Source organism: Accumulibacter sp. (assembly GCF_031732815.1).
Lineage (GTDB): Bacteria > Pseudomonadota > Gammaproteobacteria > Burkholderiales > Rhodocyclaceae > Accumulibacter.
In genome coordinates this window covers 1-23,447 of record NZ_JAVMKF010000188.1, presented here as the reverse complement: position 1 = coordinate 23,447, position 23,447 = coordinate 1, and the positions used below count along the sequence as shown (strand labels likewise).

19 protein-coding genes, 1 tRNA gene and 1 pseudogene are annotated in these 23,447 nt (G+C 62.9%); 5 read left to right on the top strand and 16 right to left on the bottom strand.

The window, feature by feature from the left end; all coding sequences use genetic code 11:
- Positions 1-89: pseudogene (locus RKP46_RS12425) on the top strand (SsrA-binding protein); the annotation flags it as partial.
- 8 nt (positions 90-97) lie between these two features.
- Here the strand turns inward: RKP46_RS12425 and RKP46_RS12420 are convergent.
- The 10 genes from RKP46_RS12420 to RKP46_RS12375 form a co-directional block, all read right to left on the bottom strand.
- Positions 98-2,962, bottom strand: a complete 2,865-nt coding sequence (locus tag RKP46_RS12420; RefSeq protein ID WP_311106933.1) for an EAL domain-containing protein — start codon at positions 2,960-2,962, stop codon at positions 98-100.
- 15 nt (positions 2,963-2,977) lie between these two features.
- Complete coding sequence (locus tag RKP46_RS12415) at positions 2,978-4,189, bottom strand: hypothetical protein (protein ID WP_311106932.1); 1,212 nt, start codon at positions 4,187-4,189, stop codon at positions 2,978-2,980.
- Positions 4,164-4,634: a hypothetical protein gene (locus RKP46_RS12410; protein ID WP_311106931.1), complete on the bottom strand. Its 471-nt coding sequence runs from the start codon at positions 4,632-4,634 to the stop codon at positions 4,164-4,166. Before RKP46_RS12410 ends, RKP46_RS12415 begins: the two co-directional genes overlap by 26 nt.
- A 74-nt stretch (positions 4,635-4,708) precedes the next feature.
- Complete coding sequence (locus RKP46_RS12405) at positions 4,709-5,779, bottom strand: sulfate ABC transporter ATP-binding protein (RefSeq protein ID WP_311106930.1); 1,071 nt, start codon at positions 5,777-5,779, stop codon at positions 4,709-4,711.
- Between the two features lie 66 nt (positions 5,780-5,845).
- Positions 5,846-6,718, bottom strand: coding sequence for a sulfate ABC transporter permease subunit CysW (cysW, locus tag RKP46_RS12400; RefSeq protein ID WP_311106929.1), 873 nt, complete (start codon positions 6,716-6,718; stop codon positions 5,846-5,848).
- Positions 6,715-7,581: a sulfate ABC transporter permease subunit CysT gene (gene cysT, locus RKP46_RS12395; protein ID WP_311106928.1), complete on the bottom strand. Its 867-nt coding sequence runs from the start codon at positions 7,579-7,581 to the stop codon at positions 6,715-6,717. The genes cysW and cysT overlap by 4 nt, the downstream gene beginning before the upstream one ends.
- Positions 7,582-7,649: 68 nt before the next feature.
- The gene (locus RKP46_RS12390) at positions 7,650-8,657 is read right to left on the bottom strand and encodes a sulfate ABC transporter substrate-binding protein (protein WP_311106927.1); all 1,008 of its coding nucleotides are present in this window, start codon (positions 8,655-8,657) and stop codon (positions 7,650-7,652) included.
- Positions 8,658-8,835: 178 nt separating this feature from the next.
- A complete protein-coding gene (gene pbpG / locus RKP46_RS12385) occupies positions 8,836-9,813 on the bottom strand; it encodes a D-alanyl-D-alanine endopeptidase (RefSeq protein WP_409194141.1) in 978 nt (325 codons plus the stop codon).
- A 430-nt stretch (positions 9,814-10,243) separates the two neighbouring features.
- Positions 10,244-11,377, bottom strand: coding sequence for a patatin-like phospholipase family protein (locus RKP46_RS12380; protein WP_311106925.1), 1,134 nt, complete (start codon positions 11,375-11,377; stop codon positions 10,244-10,246).
- A 97-nt stretch (positions 11,378-11,474) separates the two neighbouring features.
- Positions 11,475-13,775, bottom strand: a complete 2,301-nt coding sequence (locus tag RKP46_RS12375; RefSeq protein WP_311106924.1) for an NADP-dependent malic enzyme — start codon at positions 13,773-13,775, stop codon at positions 11,475-11,477.
- Positions 13,776-14,139: 364 nt separating this feature from the next.
- Here RKP46_RS12375 and RKP46_RS12370 point away from each other — a divergent pair, with 364 nt between their 5' ends.
- Positions 14,140-15,984: a phosphoenolpyruvate carboxykinase (GTP) gene (locus tag RKP46_RS12370; protein WP_311106923.1), complete on the top strand. Its 1,845-nt coding sequence runs from the start codon at positions 14,140-14,142 to the stop codon at positions 15,982-15,984.
- Between the two features lie 95 nt (positions 15,985-16,079).
- Positions 16,080-17,240, top strand: a complete 1,161-nt coding sequence (locus tag RKP46_RS12365; RefSeq protein ID WP_311106922.1) for a pyridoxal phosphate-dependent aminotransferase — start codon at positions 16,080-16,082, stop codon at positions 17,238-17,240.
- Between the two features lie 6 nt (positions 17,241-17,246).
- Here the strand turns inward: RKP46_RS12365 and ampD are convergent, their stop codons facing one another.
- From ampD to RKP46_RS12340, 6 genes are all read right to left on the bottom strand, one after another.
- A complete protein-coding gene (gene ampD, locus RKP46_RS12360) occupies positions 17,247-17,825 on the bottom strand; it encodes a 1,6-anhydro-N-acetylmuramyl-L-alanine amidase AmpD (protein WP_311106921.1) in 579 nt (192 codons plus the stop codon).
- A complete protein-coding gene (locus tag RKP46_RS12355; protein WP_311106920.1) occupies positions 17,822-19,195 on the bottom strand; it encodes a sigma-54 dependent transcriptional regulator in 1,374 nt (457 codons plus the stop codon). Before RKP46_RS12355 ends, ampD begins: the two co-directional genes overlap by 4 nt.
- On the bottom strand, positions 19,186-20,769 hold the full coding sequence (locus tag RKP46_RS12350; RefSeq protein ID WP_311106919.1) for an ATP-binding protein: 1,584 nt from the start codon (positions 20,767-20,769) through the stop codon (positions 19,186-19,188). Before RKP46_RS12350 ends, RKP46_RS12355 begins: the two co-directional genes overlap by 10 nt.
- Positions 20,770-20,784: 15 nt before the next feature.
- Positions 20,785-21,018 carry a PP0621 family protein gene (locus RKP46_RS20225; protein WP_409194140.1) on the bottom strand — a complete coding sequence of 78 codons (234 nt, stop codon included), beginning with the start codon at positions 21,016-21,018 and terminating at the stop codon, positions 20,785-20,787.
- A 146-nt stretch (positions 21,019-21,164) separates the two neighbouring features.
- A tRNA-Pro gene (locus tag RKP46_RS12345) sits at positions 21,165-21,241 on the bottom strand.
- A 103-nt stretch (positions 21,242-21,344) separates the two neighbouring features.
- On the bottom strand, positions 21,345-22,310 hold the full coding sequence (locus RKP46_RS12340) for a polyprenyl synthetase family protein (protein ID WP_409194139.1): 966 nt from the start codon (positions 22,308-22,310) through the stop codon (positions 21,345-21,347).
- A 150-nt stretch (positions 22,311-22,460) separates the two neighbouring features.
- Between RKP46_RS12340 and radC the strand changes: the two genes are divergently transcribed.
- Positions 22,461-23,138, top strand: coding sequence for a RadC family protein (gene radC / locus RKP46_RS12335; RefSeq protein ID WP_311106917.1), 678 nt, complete (start codon positions 22,461-22,463; stop codon positions 23,136-23,138).
- Positions 23,139-23,311: 173 nt separating this feature from the next.
- Positions 23,312-23,447 (top strand): 50S ribosomal protein L28 (gene rpmB, locus RKP46_RS12330; protein ID WP_311106934.1); only part of this gene is annotated, 136 nt, incomplete at its 3' end.

The following is a 23,447-nucleotide window of genomic DNA, read 5'->3' as shown; positions in this document are numbered from 1 at the left end:
AGGGCAAGAAGCAGTACGACAAGCGTGAATCGGAGAAGGAACGTGACTGGCAGCGTGAGAAGGCGCGCCTGATACGTTCCAAGGTTTAGGGCGGTGCTTAGTGGACGCTGAGCTGGGGTTTGCCGATATGGTAGCCCTGCGCGTAATCGACACCGAAAGTGCGCAGCATGTTCAGGGTGCGCTCGTCTTCGACGAACTCGGCGACCGTTTTCTTGCCGAAGCCACGCGCCACTTCGGCCAGCGCGCGCACGAAGACCTGATCGTCCGGACTGTCGACCAGCGTACGTACGAAGGAGCCATCAATCTTCACGTAGTCGATCGGCAACTGTTTGATGTAGTTGAAGGATGAGAAACCGACCCCGAAGTCGTCGAGAGAAAACGCGCAGCCCAGTTCGCGCACCGCGTGAATGAAGCTGCGCGCCGCAGGGAAATCGGATACGGCGGCCGTTTCGGTGATCTCGAAAACCACATTGCCGAGTAGCGGCGGACTGTGGGCGAACTCGTCGCGGATGAAGGCGAGCAGTCGGGTATCGTTGATGCTGAGGCCGGAGAGGTTGATCGAGAACTTGAAGTGCCTGCCGGATGCCGACAAGGCTTGCATTCTTTGTCCGACCAGCCGGATGACCTGGCGATCGATCTCGCGAATCAGGCCGCTATTCTCGGCCACTTCCATGAACGCGCCGGGGAGTATCGGCGATCCGTCTGGTCCCAGCATGCGCACCAGTGCTTCGTAGTGGCTGACCTGCCGGGCGTGCATGTCGAGGATCGGCTGGTAGTGAACGATCAAACGATTCTCGCTCAATGCACGGTTGATCTCTTCTTCCCAATACAGGCGGCTTTGCATTTTTTCCTGCACGCCTTCGCCTTCCGAGTAGAGGTGCCAGCCGGCGCCGCCTTTCGACTTGGCCTGATACATCGCGATGTCGGCATTGGCGAGAAGCTGTTTGACATCCATTCGGGCGCCGGAAAAGACGACGATGCCAATGCTGGCGGACACGCGATGCTTGGCGCCGAGGCCGGCAAACCTGATTTCCGCCAATCGGCGATTGATTTCCTCCGCGATCTCGATGGCAACTTCACGATCGCACTCATGGAGGAGAACGCCCAATTCGTCGCCCCCAAGCCGGCCGAGCAAATCGCTGGGGCGCGCGACCTGGCTCACTTCGGTGGCGACGATGCGCAATAGCGAGTCGCCGGCCTGGTGTCCGCTGAGGTCGTTCACGTACTTGAAGCCATCCAGATCGAGATAGAGCAGTGCGCCGTCCAGCCCGGTCAGTCGCGCGTTCACCAAGGCCTGATCAAGTTCGCGTTGGAAGTGCTGTCGATTGGCGAGTCCGGTGAGCGGATCGTGCTCGGCGAGGTAGCTGACGTGCAGTTCGGCGCGCTTGCGCTCGGTGTGATCGATGCCGACCGAGAGAATCATTACGGGTTCTCCGGGACGGCCCGACAGGCGCGAGTGATTCCAGGTGATCTCGTACGAACGGCCGTTCGTTCCGGCCAGGATGGACTCGAGCTGGACATGCTGGCGATCGCCGGCGGCGATTCGCTGCAATGCCTGATGGATGACGGTTCCGGCCGACCCTTCCGGGCAGACCAGCTCGAAGAAGCGCTTGCCGGGTAGATCATCTTCCTGCCAACCCGAGAGCATGCGTCCGTAGCGATTCAAGGTGACGATTCGCCCATCAGCATGCTGGGTGAGGATGATTACCTGGGCGGTGTCGAGCAGGCTGCGGCTGAAATCGCGCTCGATCGAGATACGTTGCAGCATGCCCTGCATGTCGGCCGAGTGTGCCTCGACCTCGCGTTCGAGCGTTTCCAGACGATAGGAAAGGGCGATCGCGGCTTCGTCCAGGCTGTCGATTTCGTCATCGACGAAACGGCGACCGCGCGGGACAATCCGCGCGCGCGCTTCGGCGAAGGCACTGCGACCGAGCAGAGGAATCGCGCGCACAGCCCGCGTCATGCGCTGCAGCGGCGCGTTGACCAGCAGGGCCAGCAAGAGGAGGGCAAGGACAGACGCCAGCAACTCACCCTGCAATCGGTTCCAGACCGATTTGCGGATATTCGCCAGCGCTTCGGTAACGTCGTCGATGATCACCAGCAAGGCGGGCGATGGCGCGACATCGGGGGCGTCGAGCGAGAGGAAGGAAACCTCGAACTGGCTGCCGTCGTGCGCCACCAGGCGCCAGGCACTGCCGCCGGCGGGCACGGCCGGCAGCGTGGCAAGTTGTTCGAGCAGCGGCAAGTTGCGCTCGGCGCGGCTCAGACCGACGACCTGCAGGCTCAGCCTGGATAGCGAGTTCTTGTTGGATGCTTGCGACATCCGGGTGAGCACACCGAGGTCGGCACCCGACAGGCGGTTGAACGAAACGACCACATCGGCAAGCGAACTGCCGAGAACGACGGCGCCCGCCACTCGGCCCTGCGCGAGAATCGGCGCCGCCGCGAATTGTGTGCAGAGGCTGCCGCAGCGTGTCCAGTGCATTGCCCGCTCGTGCGCAATGACCGTCCGCACGTGCGCATCAAGGTCGACTTCAGTGAAGGAATGATTGCGCCAGTCGGCGAGGGGCTGGCCATTGCGCGCATAGACCTGCAGCGAGTCTATGCCGAAATCCAGTTGCAAGGCCGACCAGTAGCTGTCGAAGTGCTGCATCACCAGAAGGCCACCGGCTTGATTCTGCGACAGGTCGGAACGGAGGTCGTCGAGCGCCGCAAGCATGCCGGCGAGCGCCTGCAGGCGTAAGCCGAACTCGCTGCGCAGGGCAAAAGCCTGCGCCATCAGCCGTTCGCGCGTCGCCGCCCGCTGCAGTTCGAAGCGGCTGGTCAGATCCTGGAAGTGGAGCCACGACAATGCGCCATTGACCGACAACAGCACGCCGCCGAGCATCAGCAGTACTTTCCATTTCAGGCTGAGAAACCTGAGACCGCTGCGGGCAGGCGGACGATAGCGATCGACGGCCATCCGGCAGGCACGTACCTAGAAACGGAACGATGCGAGGAGCATGAGCATGTCCCACTGGCGACGCAGGGCGCGTACGTCGGGGTTATCCTGCGCGGCGAGAAAGCCTGTTCCGGTGACATGGTGATACTCGGCGCGCAGCATGAACTCGGGCGTCACATCAAAACGGATACCGGCCGTCCAGTCGCGCGCGAAACGCGAAAACGCCGGTTGTCGGGTCGCTGCAGCAAATGCCTTTCCGCTTCGGTCACGCATGTCCGCGTAGAACGCGTCGTAGCGCAGCAGGACTTCCCACTGCGGAGCAAACTGGTAGCTCGCCTGCAGATAATAGCTCTGGCCGACGGCGTGACTATCGGGAAAGTAGGGGCCGAAATTGCTGACCGACGTGCGCCTGATCGCGTACTCGCCGGTCAGGCTCCAGCGCTCGGCGTTGTACTGCCCGGAAAAGATCAGTGGAGTCAGGCGGAACCTGCCGGCGCGCAAGCGATCCGCGGCGCCCGGTCGGTAACTGAGATCGAGTTGCAGCGCGGTGAACGCCAGGCGGTATCGATTGCCGGCGCCTTCGTACAGCAACTGCAGATCCGGTGCCAACCGTGGTTCAAGTTCTCCGGGCGGACTGGAGAGGAACAGCGCCACCTTGGCTGCTTCCGTCTTGGTCTTTGGTTTCCCCAGGGCGAAGCTGGCGGTAAGACTCCCAGCTTCGCCGTAACGCTCCGCGTACAGTTCGGCGCCGTCCGCCGAAACGGTCAGATTGCGTGTTCGCTCGAAATAGATCGATTGCGGAAGAATGATGCTCGGCCGGGTAAAGGTCACGTCTCTCGTCTTGTTGTACAGGCCGTAGGCCGTCTTCAGGCGGCCGACCCGCAATCCGGCGCGCCCATTCTCGCTGGAAAAGGCATTCCAGTCGACCAGCCCGTAATCGACACGCACGCTGCCGTCGTCGGTGCCACCGGCACGGTGCGAGAGCAGTTCCGCCGAGAGCTGGATATCGGGTACCAGCCGCCACGACGCGTTGATGCCGATCTCGCGAAAGTCACGGCTGATCTGATCATCGCTCTGGCCAAGAAAGTTGTTGTCGGTCGTGTGTACCAGACCTTGCGAAATGAACCCGTGGACTTTCAGGTCGCCCCCCGCCAGGTCCGCGGCGCTCGCGCTCAGCGCCGAGATAAACGACCCGGCGAGCAGAGCGATGCGCGGCAAGAGGCTAGCGAACCTTGAGAACACGTACATTCTGGGTAACCTCGCTCGCTTTGACGTAACCAATCGCTCCCGGCGTGGTGGCGACGCGCGCCAGCATCTCCTGGGCAGATCCGACCTGTTCGGGGTACTGGCCCTGTCCGGAAAAGACTTGACGATCCCATGCCATGCGCAGTTGGTGTGGAAACACCTGGAGGACCGTTTTGCTGAATGTCGCGTGATCGGGAGCGTCATCCCTCAAAACGAACACCTTGACCGGGGTGTCGCCTGGCCATTTCTGCAACAGCATGCCAAAGATGGCGCGCAGCGATGCCCGTGCCACAGCCTCCTCGCTGGTCGCCGGAAAGGCGATGGCGACCATCGATGGCTCGGCGCTCTGCGCTTTGCCGTTGGCGCTCAGGAGAACGAGTGAAAGTGCGTACAGCGCTACCGCTCGCACGAGAAAACCAACGAATTTAATGGCAAGATGCTCGTCCATCGGGGCGCATCCTACCAGACAAAGGGACAGCCGACGCAGGTTTCGTCGACTGCACGGCATCGCCGCGCTGGAGCTCAGATTCCGGAGCCGCCCTCCTCGAGGGATCCGTCAGGTGCCGCAAACACCTTGATCTGGCGTGGTTTCAACCAGACGTTCTGGCCCTTTGTCAGGGCGAGCGCCGCGGCACGATCGCGCGTCAGCTCGACCTCGATGAGTTCGGTGCCATGCGCCAGTTCGACGCGGACGAGCGGGCCGATCGCGTGCACCTCCTGCACCGTCGCCTGCAGGCTTCCGGCGACTGGCCGATGTTCGATTTCGATATCGTGCGGTCGGACGAAGGCCATCGCTTCGCTTGCCGTCGCACGTTCGGGAATGCTCCGTTCGACATCCGCCCAGGCGCCGTGCAGCCGACTGTGGAAAACATTGACGTTGCCCAGGAACTGGTAGACGAAAGGCGACGCTGGATTGGAATAGACTTCGTCGGGCGAGCCGATCTGCTCTATGCGTCCGTGGTTCATGACCACCACCCGGTCGGCGACCTCGAGCGCTTCTTCCTGGTCATGCGTGACGAAGACGCTGGAAATGTGCATCTCATCGTGCAGTCGCCGCAGCCAGCGACGCAACTCCTTGCGCACCTTGGTGTCGAGTGCGCCGAACGGCTCATCGAGCAGGAGGACTTTCGGTTCGACGGCGAGCGCACGGGCCAGCGCAATCCGCTGCCGTTGTCCGCCGGAGAGCTGCGACGGATAGCGGTCGGCGAGCCAATCGAGCTGGACCAGCTTGAGTAGTTCATCGACCCGTCGGCGGATTTCGCTTTCTGTCGGGCGTAGCTTGCGTGCCTTGACGCGCAGGCCAAAAGCGACGTTCTCGAAGACTGACATGTGGCGGAAGAGCGCATAGTGCTGAAAGACGAAGCCGACGTTGCGTTCGCGCGCGTGCAGGTGGGTCGCTTCTTCGCCGGCGAACAGGACCTGGCCCGTGTCGGCCGACTCCATTCCGGCGATGATGCGCAGCAGGGTCGTCTTGCCGCAACCCGAGGGGCCGAGCAGGGCGACGAGTTCACCACCCGGAATGTCAAGGTTGATGTCCTGGAGCGCTACGAAGTTGCCGAAGCGCTTTCCGAGCGAACGTATTTCAATGCTCATGGCTTCCCATATCGAGAGGTGGCGTCGCGCTTGGCACGGCAGCCACGCTGGTTTTGGCGCTTGCGTTCATGGTCGGTCCGGAGTGAGGCTGGCGGCCAGCATCTGCGTTTCGCGTCGAATCCGCCACTCGACGATGCTCTTCGCGGCGAGCGTGACCAGCGCCAGCAAGGCAAGCACCGACGCTGCCGCGAAGGCACCGACTGCGTTGTATTCGTTGTAGAGAATCTCCACGTGTAGCGGCAGGGTGTTCGTTTCGCCGCGAATGTGCCCGGAAACCACCGATACGGCGCCAAATTCACCCATGGCGCGCGCATTGGCCAGGATCACGCCGTAGAGCAGGCCCCACTTGATGTTGGGCAAGGTGACGCGGCGAAACATCTGCCAGCCGCTGGCCCCGAGCGAGATCGCGGCCTCCTCTTCGTCCTTGCCTTGGGACTGCATCAGCGGAATCAGTTCGCGTGCGACAAAAGGAAAGGTGATGAACATGGTGACGATGATGATCGCCGGCAGTGCGAAGACGATCTTGATTCCGTGCGCGGTCAGCCAGGGTCCGAAGATCCCTTGCGCGCCGAAGATGAGCAAGAAGATGAGCCCGACGACCACCGGCGAAACGGCAAACGGCAGGTCGATCAGCGTGATCAGCAGACTCTTGCCGCGGAAGTCGAACTTGGCGATGGCCCAGGCGGCGGCGATGCCGAAGAGGATGTTGCCGGGCAGTACGCAAAGCGCGACGAGCAGCGTCAGACCGATGGCCGAGCGCGCTTCGGGGTCGGTCAAGGCGTCGCGGTAAGCCGGCCAGCCGGCGGCCAGCGCTTCGACGAATACAGCCAGCAAGGGGAGCGCCAGAAAGAAGAAGAGGAAGCCCAGCGCGAGCGTCAGCAGAAGGTAGCGCAACCAGCCGGGTTCGCTGTTTGCGCGACGGATGGCGGCGGTCGTCATGGCTTGCCTCCGGCTTTCGGCCGCGCACTGCCGTGATGGCGATTGGCCGCCCACCACTGCAGCGTGTTGACCGCGAGTAGCAGAACGAAGGAGATGAGGAGCATGACGACGGCGAGCGCGGTGGCGCCGACGACGTCGTACTGCTCGAGCTTCGAGATGATCAGCAGCGGAGTGATCTCCGAGATCAGGGGCATGTTGCCGGCGATGAAGATGACCGATCCGTACTCGCCGATCGAGCGCGAGAAGGCGAGTGTGAAGCCGGTCAGCAGAGCGGGAAGAAGGCCCGGGAAGACGACGCGGAGAAAAGTCTGCAGACGCGACGCGCCGAGCGATGCGGCGGCTTCCTCGACTTCCGGCTCGATGTCCTCGATCACCGGCTGCAGCGTGCGAACGACGAAGGGCAGGCCAATGAAGGTCAGCGCGACGACGATGCCGAGCGGCGTGAACGCGACTTTGACGCCGAACGCCTCGGCGTGCCGGCCGATCCAGCCATTACTCGAATAGAGCGTAGCGAGCGTGATCCCGGCGACGGCCGTGGGCAGCGCAAAAGGCAGATCGACCAGCGCATCGATCAGTCGCTTGCCGGGAAACGAGTAGCGCACCAGGACCCAGGCGACGACGAGGCCGAACAGCGCGTTGATCAGCGCGGCAAGCAGCGAAGCACCGAAAGTGACCCGGTACGAAGCCAGTGCGCGTTCGCCTGTAGCAATCTCCCAGAACTCGGCGAGGCTCAGGTGACTGGCCTTGAAGCCCAGGCCGGAGAGCGGCAGCAGGACGAGCAGCGACAGGTAGACCAGTGCGCAACCGAGCGACAGGGAAAAACCGGGCAGGACGCGCGCTGGGCGCGGGCGGGTGGAAGGCATCGCGAGTGTCGATCGGAAAATCGGCGCCGCGCCAGGGAGTGAGCGGCGGCGCGCTTAGGCAGGGAGGTCTACTTGAGCTGGTAGATCTGGTCGAAAGTGCCGCCATCCTTGAAATGGGTCGGAAAGGCACGCGCCCAGCCACCAAAGGTGTCGTCGACGGTGAAGGTCCTGATCGGCGGAAACTGTTGCGCGTATTTCTTGAGTAGCGCGGCGTCGCGTGGTCGCAAGTAGTTTTGGGCGGCGTTCTCCTGGCCCGTCGGCGACCAGAGAAAATCGAGGTAGGCCTGCGCCTGTTTGCGCGTTCCCTTCTTGTCGACCACCTTGTCGATGATGGCGACCGGAAATTCGGTGAGAATCGACCAGGACGGATAGACGACCTCGAACTCGCCTTTGCCGAACTCGCGGGCGATCAGCTCGGCCTCGCTCTCGAAGGAAATCAGCACATCGCCGATCTTGCGCTGCATGAAGGTCGTCGTCGCGTCGCGTCCGCCGGCGGCAAACAATGGCGCGTTCTTGAGCAGCCGGGAAACGAAGTCCTGCGCTGTCCTTTCGTTGCCGCCCGGCTGTTTGAGCGCGTAACCCCAGGCTGCGAGGTAGGTATAGCGACCATTACCAGTGTTCTTCGGGTGCGGGAGGATGACTTGTATGCCGGGCTTCACCACGTCTGACCAGTCTTTCAGTGCTTTCGGATTACCCTGCCGGACGATGAAGACCATGGTTGAAGTGTAAGGCGACGCGTTGGTCGGAAAGCGTTTGGCGTAATCGCGGGCCACCAGTCCCTTCTCGGCAAGAAAGTCCACGTCCGAGGCTTGGTTCATCGTCACCACGTCCGCTTCCAGTCCGTCAGCCACCGCGCGCACCTGCTTGCTCGACCCGGCGTGCGACTGCCTGAGCTCGATGGTCTCACCGGTCAGTGCCTTCCAGTGCTTTTGAAACAGCGGGTTGTAGTCCTTGTAGAAGTCGCGCGCAACGTCGTAGGAGACGTTGAGCAGGTTGCTTTGCGCCGAGGCGGTCAAGGCCAGAAGGGCGCAGGTCAGCGCTGCCGATAGGCGGCAAAAACACTTGGCAAGTTTCATCCCCATGGGTCCAGTCTCAAGCGATTCGGAAAGCGCGTCACTATAGCCAACGTGGATAGAACTGCAAAGCATCTTTATCTATTTGTTTATAGCCAAGACGAATATTTGCGCCATCGCCGTGCGGTAGACGCAAAAAAAGCCACGGAGAAGCGTGGCTTTCGGTCATGTATGCCGACCCTCAGACGCGCGTCGGCAACCTCCCGCTTGCCGAAGCGCTTTCCATCCAGCGCTTGATTCTATTCGCATCGCCGATGCGTGTCTGCTTGCCAGCTGAGTCGAGCAGGACGATCACCACGGGCTTTTCGGCAACGCGTGCCTGCATCACCAGGCACTTTCCGGCTTCCTGGATGTAGCCGGTTTTCGACAGGCCGATCTCCCAGGTCGGACTACTGACCAACTGGTTGGTGTTGTGAAACTCGATCTCTCGACCGTTCACCTCGGCGCGCGCGCCGGTGGTCGTCGAGAATTCGCGAATCAGCGGGTAGCGATGCGCGGCGGCAACCATCCTCGCCAAGTCGCGCGCCGTCGATACGTTATTGCTGCTCAGGCCGGTCGGATCCTCGAAGCGCGTGTTGGTCATGCCAAGGGAAGCCGCTTTGCGATTCATCGCAGCGACGAAGGCGGAAAGACCACCCGGGTAGTTGCGGCCGAGGGCGTTGGCGGCGCGGTTCTCGGACGACATCAGGGCGAGCAGCAAGGCCGTCTCGCGTGTCAGGACGGTGCCGACATGCAGGCGGGAACGACTGCCCCGCAAATAGTCGACGTCATCGTCGGTGATCGTGATTGGCGCCTGCAGGCTTGGCATGCTGTCGAGGACTACCATTGCGGTCATCACTTTCGTGATCGAAGCAATCGGCAGGATGGCCTGGGCATTCTTTTCGTACAGCGCTTCGCTGCTGTCTTGCGCGACGACCAGTGCGGAGCCGGAATGGACGGCCAGGTGGCCAGGCTCTTGCCAGAGATCGGCATTGCTCGCCAGCACGTGACGGAAGCTCCTTTTCTGCTCGGCCTGAGCCAGCCGGCGGCTGGCGGGAACCGGTTGCACCGGCTTGGCGCTTTGCGCCAAGCCGCGGTTTGCAGCCTTTCCTGGACGTGCCGCCAATTGGCGTGCCTGGCGCGAACTTGAACTCGTGCGCGAGGCGGGTGCGGCGGCCAACGGGCGCGCACCGTTCCGGTCTGCCGTGGGCAGGGGCTTGCCGGCGGCGGACAACGATTTGCCAGCATTTGGCGCTGGTCGGGCAGGGCCCGACCTGGCCAGGCTCTTGCGGCCAGCCGGCTCGGCGGCACCGGTTTGCCGCGCGGCGGGTGCCTTGCTCGCCTTGTGTACGGCCGGCGCTGCTTGTTTGGTGGCTGTTTCGCCCTTTCCCTGGGCCTTTCCCGCAGCCTGCGCCGAGTCAATGGAAGTCACCACGGTACTCAGCAACAAACCCACGAAAACGGCTACCCGCAGCACGCTGCGCATGGTTAACCTCCCGCTCAAATCATGTCTCACATCATTCTACAACAGTCGTCTTATGAGCTACAAGATCTTAATTATAAATAACGGGATATCCATCGTTTATGAGGTCCAGCCTGAGGAGCTTTCCTTACTCCGCGAAGAAGGCCCTGAGGTCGTCTGCACGCTCCATCGCGTCCTTGTAGCCGAGCGCGATCAGGGCCTCGGTGTAGGCCTTTTCGAAAAGCAGATAGCTGGTTAGCGCTCCACCGCGCCGGTTCATCGCACCGAGGCTGTGCAGCAGCGTACGTACCGGCCAGGGCAGCGTGTGTGCGTTGCGCGCGGCGAGATAGTCCAGTCGTTCCGACGGCGAAATGATCAGCGAGCGCAATGGTCGCAGCCCGAGCGTCGACTCGCTGTCGCGTTCGTTCGGGATCAGGGCCAGCGTGCGATTGACGCGCTCGATACGTTCGGCATCGACCGCCAGTCCGTCGAGGAAGATCGACGAGAGTACATGGCCGATGATCTGTGCCGGGGTCGGGTAGCGGCGCGAACTCTGGCGCGGCAGCGAGTCCACCGCCTGCGCGACGCCGATGATAAGAACCTTTCTTGCGCCAAGGTGGATGGCTGGCGAGATCGGCGCCAACTGTCGCATCGAGCCATCACCGAAGTACTCACGATTGAGGTGAACCGCCGGAAAGATGAACGGAATCGCGCTGGAGGCGAGGAGGTGATCGACTGTCAGCTCGGTTCGACATCCGGCACGCTGTGCCCGCCGCCAGGTCTGCACATCAGGATGCGCCTGAAAGAAGCTGACGCTGTGTCCGGAGACATAGCCGGAGGCGGTGATGCTGGCGGCGTAGAGCGTGCCGCGCTCGATGCTGCGCGCGATGCGGGTGAAGTCGAGGCGTTGCTCGAGTAGGCGACGCAACGGCTGGTTGTCGAGCAGCGAGCGCGGGCTGCGTTTGAGCGCCCAGCCGAGCAACAGCGCTCCCAGCCACTTGAGCGCGGTGCTGCCGATGCCGAGCGCATCGGCGCGATAGATGTGGTCAGCGTGCATGTTGCGCCAGACATCGGCCAGTGCATCCACTGCCACACTGAAGTTGGCCGAGTAGCAGGCCAGCGTTGCAGCGTTTACGGCGCCCGCCGAGGCGCCACAGACGATCGGAAACGGATTCGGCTGGTGTGGCCCGAGGACATCGCGGATCGCGAGCAGGACGCCAACCTGGTAGGCCGCGCGCGCTCCACCACCGCCGAGCACCAGCGCCGTACGCTCGTTTGCCATGGCGCGTGCGACTAGCGTCCGGGCAGTGGCCGATGCACTGCGCGGCGTCTCCCGGCGGACGCCAGGCGGCGAACGGTGGGCGCGGCAGCGACCATGCTCAGCGTTCGCTCATCAGCTTGTCGACGACGGTCAGCGCGGTCATGTTGACGATTCGTCGCACGGTTGCCGTCGAGGTCAGAATATGGACCGGTTGCGCAGCGCCGAGCAGAATCGGTCCGATGGTGACGTTATCGCCGGCTGCGACCTTGAGCAGGTTGAACGAAATGTTCGCCGCATCGAGCGTCGGCATGATCAACAGGTTGGCGTGACCCTTCAAGCGCGCATCACTGGGAAAGACGCGCTGCCTAATCTGGTCGTCGAGCGCGGCATCGCCGTGCATCTCGCCTTCCACTTCCAGGCGCGGGGCGCGTTCCCGGAGCAGGCGCAGCGCTTCGCGCATGCGATTGGCGGTCGGCGTGTTTTCGGAGCCGAACGAAGAGTGGGAAAGCAGCGCGACGCGCGGCGCGAGGCCGAAACGGCGCACCGCGTCAGCGGCAAGCAGCGTCATGTCGACCAACTGCTCGGCCGAAGGCTCATAGTTGATGTAGGTGTCGGCGATGAACAGCGTCCGGTCGGGCAGCAGCACCAGGCTCATGGCATACAGGTTCCTGACCCCGGGCGCCAGGCCGATGACGTTTTCGACGTAAGCGCGATGCACGGCATGCTGACCGAAAGTTCCGCAGACCAGTCCGTCGGCGTCGCCCATGCGCACCATCATGGCGCCGAAGAGCGATGCGCGGCGGCGAACTTCGCGTCGGGCGAAGTCGCTCGATACGCCCTTACGCTCCATCAGGCGGCGGTACTCGCGCCAGTAGGGCTCGAAATGCTCGTCGAAGAAAGGCTTTTCGTCCGCGTGGACGATCTCGAAATCGGCACCTGGCCGTACCCGCAGGTTCAGCGCGTCGAGTTTGCCGGCGATGTCGCCCGGATGGCCGATCAGAATGGGCCGGGCGATCCCCTCATCAACGATGACCTGTACCGCGCGCAGCACGCGCTCATCCGTTCCCTCGGCAAAGACGACCCGGCGCGGCGCCTGCTTCGCCTGCGAGAAGACCGGTTTCATGATCAGCCCGAAATGGTAGACGAACTCGTCGAGGCTCTCGCGATACGCTTCAATGTCCTTCAACGGGCGCGTTGCGACGCCCGAAGCCATCGCCGCCGCGGCGACCGCCGGCGCGATCTTGCCAATCAGCCGCGGATCGAAGGGATTCGGGATCAGGTAATCCGGACCGAAGCTGCTGACCTGCTCGCCGTACGCCCGTGCGGCTACTTCCGACTGTTCGACCCGTGCCAGTTCGGCGATCGCCTTGACCGCGGCGAGTTTCATCGCTTCGCTGATCGTGCTCGCACCGACGTCGAGCGCGCCGCGAAAGATGAACGGAAAGCACAGCACGTTGTTGACCTGGTTTGGGTAGTCCGAGCGGCCGGTCGCGATGATTGCGTCGCTGCGCACGGCGCGCACGTCCTCCGGCCGGATCTCCGGATTGGGATTGGCGAGTGCCATGATCAGCGGCTTTGGCGCCATTCGCGCGACCATCTCCTGCTTGAGGACGCCACCCGCGGACAGGCCGAGGAAAACGTCGGCACCATCGATGACTTCCGCCAGCGTTCGCCACCCGGTTTCCTTCGCGTAGCGTGCCTTGATCTCGTCCATCTCTTCGACGCGGCCGGTATAGACCAGGCCATGGATGTCGGTCACCCAGATGTTGTCCACCGGAATGCCGAGCATGACGAGCAGATCGAGGCAGGCGAGGGCGGCGGCACCGGCGCCGGAAGTGACCACCTTGACCTGGGTCAGATCCTTGCCCTGCAGGTGCAGGCCATTGAGGACTGCGGCGCCCACCACGATGGCCGTTCCGTGCTGATCGTCGTGGAAAACCGGGATTTTCATCCGTTCGCGCAGCTTCCGTTCGACATGGAAGCACTCCGGTGCCTTGATGTCCTCCAGGTTGATGCCACCGAAGGTAGGTTCGAGCGAGGCAACGATTTCGACCAGCCGATCGGGGTCTCGCTCGTCGATTTCCAGATCGAAAACGTCGATGTTGGCAAACTTCTTGAAGAGGACTGCCTTGCCTTCCATTACCGGTTTGGCGGCCAGCGGTCCGATCGGCCCCAGCCCCAGCACCGCCGTTCCGTTGGTGATCACACCGACCAGATTGGCCCGCGCGGTCAGCGCGCTGACGGTGGCCGGGTGGGTCACGATCTCTTCACATGCGGCGGCCACTCCCGGCGAGTAGGCCATCGAAAGGTCGTATTGGTTGGTCAGCTGCTTGGTCGGCTGTACGCACAGCTTGCCCGGTTTCGGGTTGCAGTGATAGAAGAGCGCTGCCTTACGCAACTGTTCCTTTTCCTGGCTCATACCTTACCCTCCTGACGGATGACCTGCCCGGCAGCGATGGCTGCGGGCGTGTTTCCGATGATCGGTGCGGGCCGGCGTGGCGCTGTCGGGCCGCCTGTTCAAGCGGCGCGCAGCACTCACACGATGATCAGCGCAGCCTGAACCTGTGGCATAATTACACAAACTCCGACATCCTTGTAGCACCGCCGCCTAGCATGCTGATTTCAACCAGTTGCACCGGGCTTGTTTCTCGCCAGCCGCGACCGCCGCGTCGCCCCCGACTGGGCTGGACCGACCTCTTCGTCTCCCCGCCTTCTCGGCCAGGCATTGCGCCTGCCGCGCTACGATAACCACTGCGTCTCAACTTACCTCGAGAGTGAACACCATGAACCAGACCGTTTCCATCAATGCCCCCGACTACGTCAAACATGAAGGCCTGAAGCAATGGGTTGCCCAGATCGCAGCGCTTACCGAGCCCGCCAGCGTTGTCTGGGCGGATGGTTCTCAGGAGGAATACGATCGTCTGTGCAACGAACTCGTCGAAGCCGGAACCTTCATCCGGCTCAATCCGCAGAAGCGCAAGAATTCTTTTCTGGCCTTCTCGGACCCCTCCGACGTTGCACGCGTCGAAGACCGCACGTACATCTGCTCGGAGAAGCAGGAAGACGCCGGTCCGACCAACAACTGGGAAGATCCGAAAAAGATGCGCGAAATCCTCGCTGGTCTGTTCAAGGGCTGCATGAAGGGTCGCACGATGTATGTGATTCCCTTCTCGATGGGTCCGATCGGCTCGCCGATCGCCCAGATCGGCGTCGAGATCAGTGACAGCGCGTATGTCGTTGTCAACATGCGCATCATGACCCGGATGGGCAAGGCCGTGTTCCCGGTTCTCGGTACTGACGGCGTCTTTGTCCCCTGTGTGCACACCATCGGTGCGCCGAAGGAGCCCGGCCAGAAGGATCCGCGCTGGCCGTGCAATCCGACGACCAAGTACATTGTTCACTATCCGGAGACGCGCGAGATCTGGTCCTACGGTTCGGGTTACGGTGGCAATGCCCTGCTCGGCAAGAAGTGCTTGGCGCTGCGCATTGCCTCGAACATGGCGCGCGACGATGGATGGATGGCCGAACACATGTTGATCCTTGGCGTCGAGTCGCCCGCGGGCGAAAAGCGCTACGTTGCCGCGGCGTTCCCGTCGGCCTGCGGCAAGACGAACTTCGCCATGCTGGTTCCGCCGGCCAGCCTGAGCGGCTGGAAAGTGACGACGATCGGAGACGACATCGCGTGGATCAAGCCGCGCAAGGACAAGGACGGCGTTACCCGTCTGTACGCGATCAATCCGGAAGCCGGCTTCTTCGGCGTTGCCCCGGGAACGAACGACAAGACCAACTTCAACGCCATGGCATCGCTGTCCGAGAACACCATCTTCACCAATGTCGCGCTGACCGATGACGGCGACGTCTGGTGGGAAGGCATGGGCCCGCCTCCGGCTCATGCCATCGACTGGCAGGGCAACGACTGGACGCCCGAGATCGCCAAGGAGAAGGGGACCAAGGCGGCGCACCCGAACTCCCGCTTCACGGCTCCGGCGGCGCAGTGCCCGTGCATCGACCCGAACTGGGAGAGTCCTGAAGGCGTGCCGATTTCGGCGTTCCTCTTTGGCGGCCGGCGCGCGTCGACGGTGCCGCTGGTGTGCCAGACGCGCGACTGGGACTACGGCGTCTACGCGGCAGCTACCCTCGGTTCCGAAACGACGGCGGCGGCTTTCGGCCAGCAGGGCGTCGTTCGGCGCGACCCCTTCGCCATGTTGCCGTTCTGCGGCTACAACATGGCCGACTATTACAGCCACTGGCTGAAGATGGGCAAGGCAGTCGACAAGCCCCCACTCATCTTCATGGTCAACTGGTTCCGCATGAACGAGAAGGGCGAGTTTGCCTGGCCCGGCTTCGGCGACAACGCGCGCGTTCTGAAGTGGATCATCGACCGTTGCGAAGGTCGGGTATCGGCGCGTGAAACCACGCTCGGCTGGATGCCGAACTACGAGGACATGGACTGGAGCGGTGCCAGCTTCTCGAAAGATGAATTCGCCGGCGTCACCAGCCTCGACAAGCAGGCCTGGGTCAGCGAACTCGAAGGCGTCAAGGATTGGTTCGGCAAGATGGGCGGCAAGCTGCCGGCGAAGCTTGCCACGATTCGCGACGAACTCGAGCAGCGGTTCCAGGCAGCCTGATGACGCCAAGCTGGTGAACGAAAAGGCCGCCTGCGGGCGGCCTTTTTTCTTCAGCCGCAGGATTTCCCGCCCGACTTGCCGACTTGCCCGACGATATGCCGACCTTTCCTGCCAGCCGCCTGGCCGACATCGCGCCCTTCCATGTGATGGAGCTCCTGACCCGCGCCAAGGCGCTCGAAGCCGAGGGCCGCGATGTCATTCACCTCGAAGTCGGCGAACCCGACTTTCCGACGCCCGAACCGATCATTGCTGCCGCACAGGCGCACATTGCCAGCGGCCGCGTCTTCTACACGCCGGCGCTCGGGCTGCCCGAGCTGCGCCGTGCCATCGCCGCTTTCTATGCCACCCGTTACGGTCTCGCGCTGCCGTCTGAACGTATCGTGGTAACTGCCGGCGCTTCCGGGGCGCTGCTCCTGGCGCTTGCCTGTCTCACTGAACCGGGCAGCGAATGGCTGGTCAGCGATCCCGGCTACCCGTGCAATCGTCATTTCATCCGGGCTTTCGAAGGCGTTCCGGTGGGTATTCCGGTTGGGCCGGAAGACAACTTCCAGCCGCATGCCACAGGCCTGGCCGCGCACTGGAGTGCTCGCACGGCTGGCGTCCTGCTTGCGTCACCGGCCAATCCCACCGGTACGATGCTGAGCAGCGACGAACTCGCCGGGCTGGCCGCATTTGTTCGCGAACGCCAGGGGCAGCTCATCGTCGATGAGATTTATCATGGGCTGACCTATGGACGGAGCGCCGAGACCGCACTGAGGTATGGCGACGACATTTTCGTCGTGCAGAGCTTTTCGAAGTTTTTCAACATGACCGGTTGGCGGCTGGGCTGGCTGGTCGTTCCCGAACGCTTCTTGCGCGACATCGAAAAACTGGCGCAAAACCTATTCATTTCGCCGTCGACTCCGGCGCAGCATGCGGCGCTCGCCGCATTTGCACCGGCCACGCTTGCCATTCTCGAAACGCGCCGGCAGGAGTTCCAGCGCCGGCGAGATTTTCTTGTTCCGGCGCTGGTAGACCTCGGCTTCGGCGTTGCCGCCAAACCTGCGGGTGCGTTCTACGTCTATGCTGACTGTCGGCGGTTCACCGACAACAGCGATCGCCTGGCGCGCGAGCTCCTGGAAGCGACCGGCGTTGCCGTTACCCCCGGCCGCGATTTCGGCCAGCATGCCCCGCAGCACCACCTGCGCCTGGCCTACACGACGCGCGTCGAGCGCTTGCGCGAAGCGATCGAGCGCATCCGGCAGTTTATCGGCTGACGACGCCTAGCGGTCGAGCTTGCCCGGCAGGCGGCCGAGTTCAGCCAATGCGAGCCAATCGAAATGTGGCCCGGGGTCGGTCTTTCTGCCGGGTGCTATGTCGCTGTGGCCAACCACGGCATCGATCGGAAAATGCTCGCACAAGGTGCCGATGAGGGTGCGCAGGCAAGCATATTGGGCGGCGGCAAACGGCAAGGCATCGCATCCTTCGAGTTCGATTCCAAGCGAATAATCGTTGCAGCGCTGACGGCCTTGCCATGCCGATACGCCGGCGTGCCAAGCGCGCTGCCGGCAGGGAACGAACTGGATCAGACTGCCGTTGCGCCGGATCAGGAAATGCGCCGAGACGCGCAAGTGGCTGATTTCCGAGTAATACGGGTGGGCGTTTGCGGCGAGTCGATTGGTAAACAGTCTCTCGATGGCGTCGCCACCAAACTCCCCGGGCGGCAGGCTGATCGCGTGGATGACGATGAGCGAAACGCTGGCGTCAGGTGGACGGAGGTCGCAGTTCGGTGAAGCGACTTGCCGCGCGCCGAGCAACCAGCCGGCGTCGTCGACCAGCGTTCGGCGCGCGCGCTGCGTCATTCTTCGATGCCTAGTCGGTCGATGCGATAGCGCAGCGAGCGGAAACTCACGCCGAGCAGGCGGGCGGCCGCCGTGCGATTGAAATTGGTCTTGCTCAAGGCGTCCAGGATGGCTTGCTTCTCCAACCGATTGATGTAGTCATCGAGGGTTTCGCTGGTTCGGCCGAGACCACTTCCGATGGCGATTTCCGACACCAGTCCGAGATCGTCAACTCGGACCGTATCGTCGGTGCACAGAGCGACTGCGCGTTCGAGAATGTTTTCCAGTTCGCGCACGTTTCCGGCAAAGCTGTAGGCCTGCAGCGCCTGCATGGCCGTCGCATCCAGGCGCGGCGGTTTGCCCGCGCAGATGCGGCGCAGCAGCGCGTCGACCAGCGGCTCGATGTCTTCCTGCCGCTCACGCAAGGGGGGCATGCGCAGTTCGATGACGTTCAGTCGGTAGTAGAGATCCTGGCGGAAGCTTCCCGCCTCGACGCAGTCCTTCAGCGTCCGGTGGGTGGCCGAAATGATCCGTACGTCCACCGGCTCTTCGATTGCACTGCCCACCTTGCGCACCTTCTTTTCCTGGATGGCGCGCAGGAGTTTGACCTGCATCGGCAGAGGCAGATCGGCGACTTCGTCGAGGAACAGCGTACCCGCCTTGGCTGCCTGAAAGAAACCGTCGCGGTCACTCTCAGCCCCGGTGAAGGCTCCCTTCCGGTACCCGAAGACCTCGCTTTCCATCAAGGTTTCAGGAATCGCGCCACAGTTGACCGGAATGAAGGGGCCTGCCTGGCGGGCACTGCGAGCGTGGATCAGGCGTGCGGCGAGTTCCTTCCCGGTGCCCGACTCACCGGATATGTAGACCGGCGCCTGGCTGCGTGCCAGCCGATCGATCATCTGGCGCACGTGTTCGATGGCAGATGACTGACCGATCAGTTGCTCGACCGCGCTGCCGACATTGTGGGACGCTTCGCCCGGCCAGTTGGGAGATGGGAGGCTGAGCGCCGACCTGATCAAGCTGCGCAACTGGTCGAGCGCCATCGGCTTGGCGACGTAGTCGAAAGCGCCTGCCTTGAGCGCCGCAACCGCGTTCTGCGCGCTACCGTGTGCAGTCAGAACGGCGACTGGCGTTTCGCCATAGCGTTCGCTGATCAAGCGAACGATCTCCAGGCCGTCGCCATCAGGCAGGCGCATGTCGGTGATGCACAGCTTGTAGCGCTGCTGTTCAAGAAGACGCCTGGCCTCGCCGACGCTTCCCGCGCAGTCCGCAGAAAGGCCCATGCGTGCTACGGTCAGGTCGAGCAGCTCACGAATGTCCTCCTCGTCATCCACCACCAGAACGCGCGCCAGCTCGCCGCGCGGCCGGCGCTCGGTTCTACCTAATGACATCCCACAGACCTCCCTGTAATGCGAAAACTTGCCCCAGGTCCGCAAGCCACCAGTTCAAGCCGGGCCTCGTTCGCCTCGCACAATTCGCGCGCGATGTAGAGCCCCAGGCCGGTACCGCGGTGATGGGTGGTAAAGAAGGGCTCGAAGATCTGTTCGCGCAGATTCTCGCTGACGCCCTCTCCGTCGTCGCTGATGCGGATTTCCACGGTGTCTGGAATTGGGCCATCACTGACCGCAAGACAGACGCTGTTGGGCAGCCGTCGGCAATGGCGCAAGGCGTTGCCGAGCAGGTTCCAGAGAACTCGATGCAAGTGCGAGCGATCGAAACAGAGCGTTCCGCTGCCGGCGACCTTGAGCTCGACGATTTCGGGCGCTACGGCCTCCTGCCCCAGGTATTCCTCCAGAAAGCCGGGCAGCACTTCGCGTAGCGCGATCGCCTCGCGATAGGTGCGGTCGCGCCGACCCAGGTCGAGCACATCGCGCACGATCCGGTCGAGTCGCCGGGCATTGTCGAGGACGATGCGCAGCAAGCGTTCGTAAATCTCACCGCGCCTTTCCTCGCGTAACAACTCTCCGGCATGGGTAATCGCGGAAAGTGGGTTGCGGATCTCATGCGCGATGTTCGCCGTCAGGCGCCCGAGCGCGGCCAGCTTGAGCTGCTGCGCCTGAGCGCGCAGGCGGCCCATGTCCTCCAGTATGACCAGAACGTCGCTGTCGGAGCTGGACGTTCGGATGAACCTCGCCTGAACGTCCATTCCCGTCGCCGGAACGCTGATCGGAAGCACCTCGTCATGAGGGCTGCGGCACCAGTCGGTGAAGCCCTGGACAAGACCCGGCGCGCACTCGATGAGCGGGCGCTGCTCGTCGCGATCGAGCGCCAGCAGCTTGGCGGCCTGAGGATTGCTCTGTTTGATCCGCCCTGCGCGGCTAAGTACAAGAACGCCGTCCTGCATCTCCTCGATCACCCGCTGGCTGATCAGCATCTGGTTGTTCAGCGCCAGCCCGCGCTGGCGTGCGAGTTCCTCGTTGGCGATCACGCGGCTGGCCAACAGGCGGGCCGAGATGGCAATCGCGAAGAAGCCGGCGCTGAAGACACCGGCGTGGAAAAAGGCGGCCGTATCAAAATCGCCGAGCAGTCCCCGGAACGTCTGCTCGATGAGTACCGACAGTGACGCCATCGCGGCGTAGAAGAGGACCAGGCGGCCCTCGCCGACCAGACCCGCTCCGGCGAGAGTGACCAGCAGCATCGACCCGAGTCCGCTGCCCAGACCGCCGCCGATGTGGATAAGCAGTGTCATCACGGCGATGTCGGTAAGGACGCTGGCCGACAACTGCAGGTTGGAATTTCGCCGATGGCGGTAGGCCAGGACGACGGCCAACGTGGTCGCCAGCAGGTAAGCCGTGGCCAGGATCAGATGTTGCAGACCCTGATGCGGCGTGAGCAGCGTGAAAGCAGAAGGATAAAGCAGTGCCGAAATGAAGAGGATCGCGGATACGGCGAAGCGGTAGAGGTTGAAGTAGCGCAGCGACGTCCAGCGCGACTCCGAAAACTGCTCGGCGCTAAGCTCCGCCATCTTCGCTTCGCCGAATCACTGTCGGGTCGGCTCGGCCTCGCGCTGGTGGGCCAGGCAGCAATAGTATCTGTCGTTGGCCCGCAGGCTTTCGCTGAGTGGGTGGTTGACGCCGCAATGGGCGCAGGCGACCATCGGCTCGACTTCCCGGACGCTGCTTCGCCGCTGCAGGGCGCGCCGCGTCGCTTGGCCCTTTCGCCAAATCCACCAGACAACACACAAAAAGGCAAGAAGCAGCAGGTATTTGCCCATCGTCCGACCCAGCCTGCGCGGCACCGGCGAACGACACAGGCGCTTCCGAGTCGACAGCCCCGTTGAAGCTTCCTGCAAGCGCCGCCTGGTTTCGAGGAACCTGGCGGCATACCTGCCCTGCAGCGCCGGATGGCACGATGAAGTGGTGGTCGGGGCGAGAGGATTCGAACCTCCGACTCCTGCGTCCCGAACGCAGTACTCTACCAGGCTGAGCTACGCCCCGACCGAAACAAGAAAGACGCTTGACGCCACTACAGACCACACCGCCCACGCTGCAGACAGAGCCGCGCGACATGGACACACGCGGCGCGGGTGCCCCCGAGTCGCTAGTAGTTCCTGGCGACCGCGAAGAACGCTAATTCTAGCAAGGAATCCTTGTATTGAGAAGCCGCGACCGGGGCGAGTGCGGCCGTTGCGAGTTGTGCTTCGCTTTCTGCGCGCCGTCGCGTGTATTCCAGCGCCCCGCTGGCGCGGATGGCCGCCAGGACTTGCGGGAAGTCGTCGCGCCCCCCGCTTTCGATTGCGCGTCTGACGGCCGCTGCCTGTGGCTCGCTTCCATTACGCAGCACGAAGATCAGCGGTAGCGTCGGCTTGCCCTCGGCCAGATCGTCGCCCAGATGCTTGCCAGTCTCGTCTTCGGCTCCGGAGTAGTCGAGAACGTCGTCGATCAACTGAAATGCCGTTCCCAGATGCAAGCCGTAGGCCGCCATCCCGGCTTCGACCGCGGCGTTTCCACCTCCGATAATCGCGCCGAGCTGGGCTGCTGCCTCGAATAGCTTCGCCGTCTTGTAGCGAATTACCTTCAGGTAGGCGGCTTCGTCAAGGTCGGCGTCGTGGCAGTTCATCAGTTGTAGCACTTCACCTTCGGCGATGACGTTGGTCGCGTCCGACAACACCTGCATGATGCGCATGTCGTTCACGGAAACCATCATCTGAAACGCGCGCGAGTAGAGAAAGTCGCCGACCAGCACGCTGGCTGCGTTACCGAACAGTGCGTTTGCCGTTTCGCGGCCACGCCGCAACTCGGAGCCATCCACGACATCGTCGTGGAGCAGTGTCGCCGTGTGGATAAACTCGATCACCGCTGCCAGTTCGTGATGAAACGTTCCCTTGTCGTAGCCGAGCGCCCCCGCCGCAAGCAGGACGAGGGCCGGACGCAATCGCTTGCCGCCGCCTTGCACGATGTACTCGGCGACCTGTCGGACAAGCACGACATCCGAGTGCAGGCGCTGGCGAATGACCGCGTCGACCGCACTCATGTCTGCTCCGATCAGACCGTAGAACTGCTCCATTCTCACGACGCGGCACCCGGGTAAAAAACTTCGGAATCTTAGGCGTCGCTCCAATCGCAGTCAAGCTTACTGCGCATGTAGTGGTTTTCTACAGACATCGGCTGGTCGGATTACAATGTTGGCACGTGCAACGGGAGGCGAGGGAGCGTCATGGCGATTACCGACTGGCCGGAAGATGAACGTCCACGCGAGCGCCTGCTGACCCTGGGGGCGGCGGCGCTATCGGACGCTGAACTGCTGGCGATCTTCCTGCGTGTCGGCAGCCGGGGGAAGACGGCGGTTGATCTCGCACGCGAACTGATCGGTCGCTTCGGCAGCCTGAACCGCCTGTTCGCAGCCAGTCGGGAGGAATTCTCGGCGGTTCCCGGAATGGGGCCGGCCAAGTTTGCGCAGTTGCAGGCGGTACTTGAGATGGCCCGGCGTTCGTTGAGTGAGGAACTCAAGCGGAGCAGCACGCTGGCGACGCCCGGCGCGGTGCGCGACTACCTGCGCTTGCATCTGGCCGGCCTGGAGCACGAGGTGTTCATGGCCCTCTGGCTGGACGCGCAAAATCGCCTGATCACGGCCGAAGAACTCTTCCGCGGTTCGCTGACACAGACCAGCGTCTATCCGCGCGAGGTCGTCAAGCGGGCGCTGCGGCATAACGCGGCGGCCGTCGTGCTGGCGCACAACCATCCCTCGGGCGTCGCCGAGCAGTCTCGCGCCGACGAATTGCTGACGACCGAACTCAAGCAGACGCTGGCGCTGGTCGATGTGCGCGTACTCGACCATTTCATCGTCGCTGCCCACGCCACGCCGCTCTCTTTCGCCGAACGCGGACTGCTCTGAGCGGCGGTTGCAGGCGATCCGAGCGTGCGCTGGCGCTACTTCTATCGGATGAGCGATGGACGGTCCCAAGCGGCGAAGACCTCTGGCTCAGGATCGTCAAAGATCTTGAAAAGCAGCAAGCTTATCGGCTAGAATCGCAGGTTTTACTCCCAACGTTAACTGGAGCGACAATCATGGCGCGTGTTTGCCAGGTGACGGGCAAAGGCCCGATGGTAGGGAACAACGTTTCCCACGCCAACAACAGAACGAAGCGTCGCTTCCTGCCCAATCTGCAGTATCGACGCTTCTGGATTGAGAGCGAAAACCGCT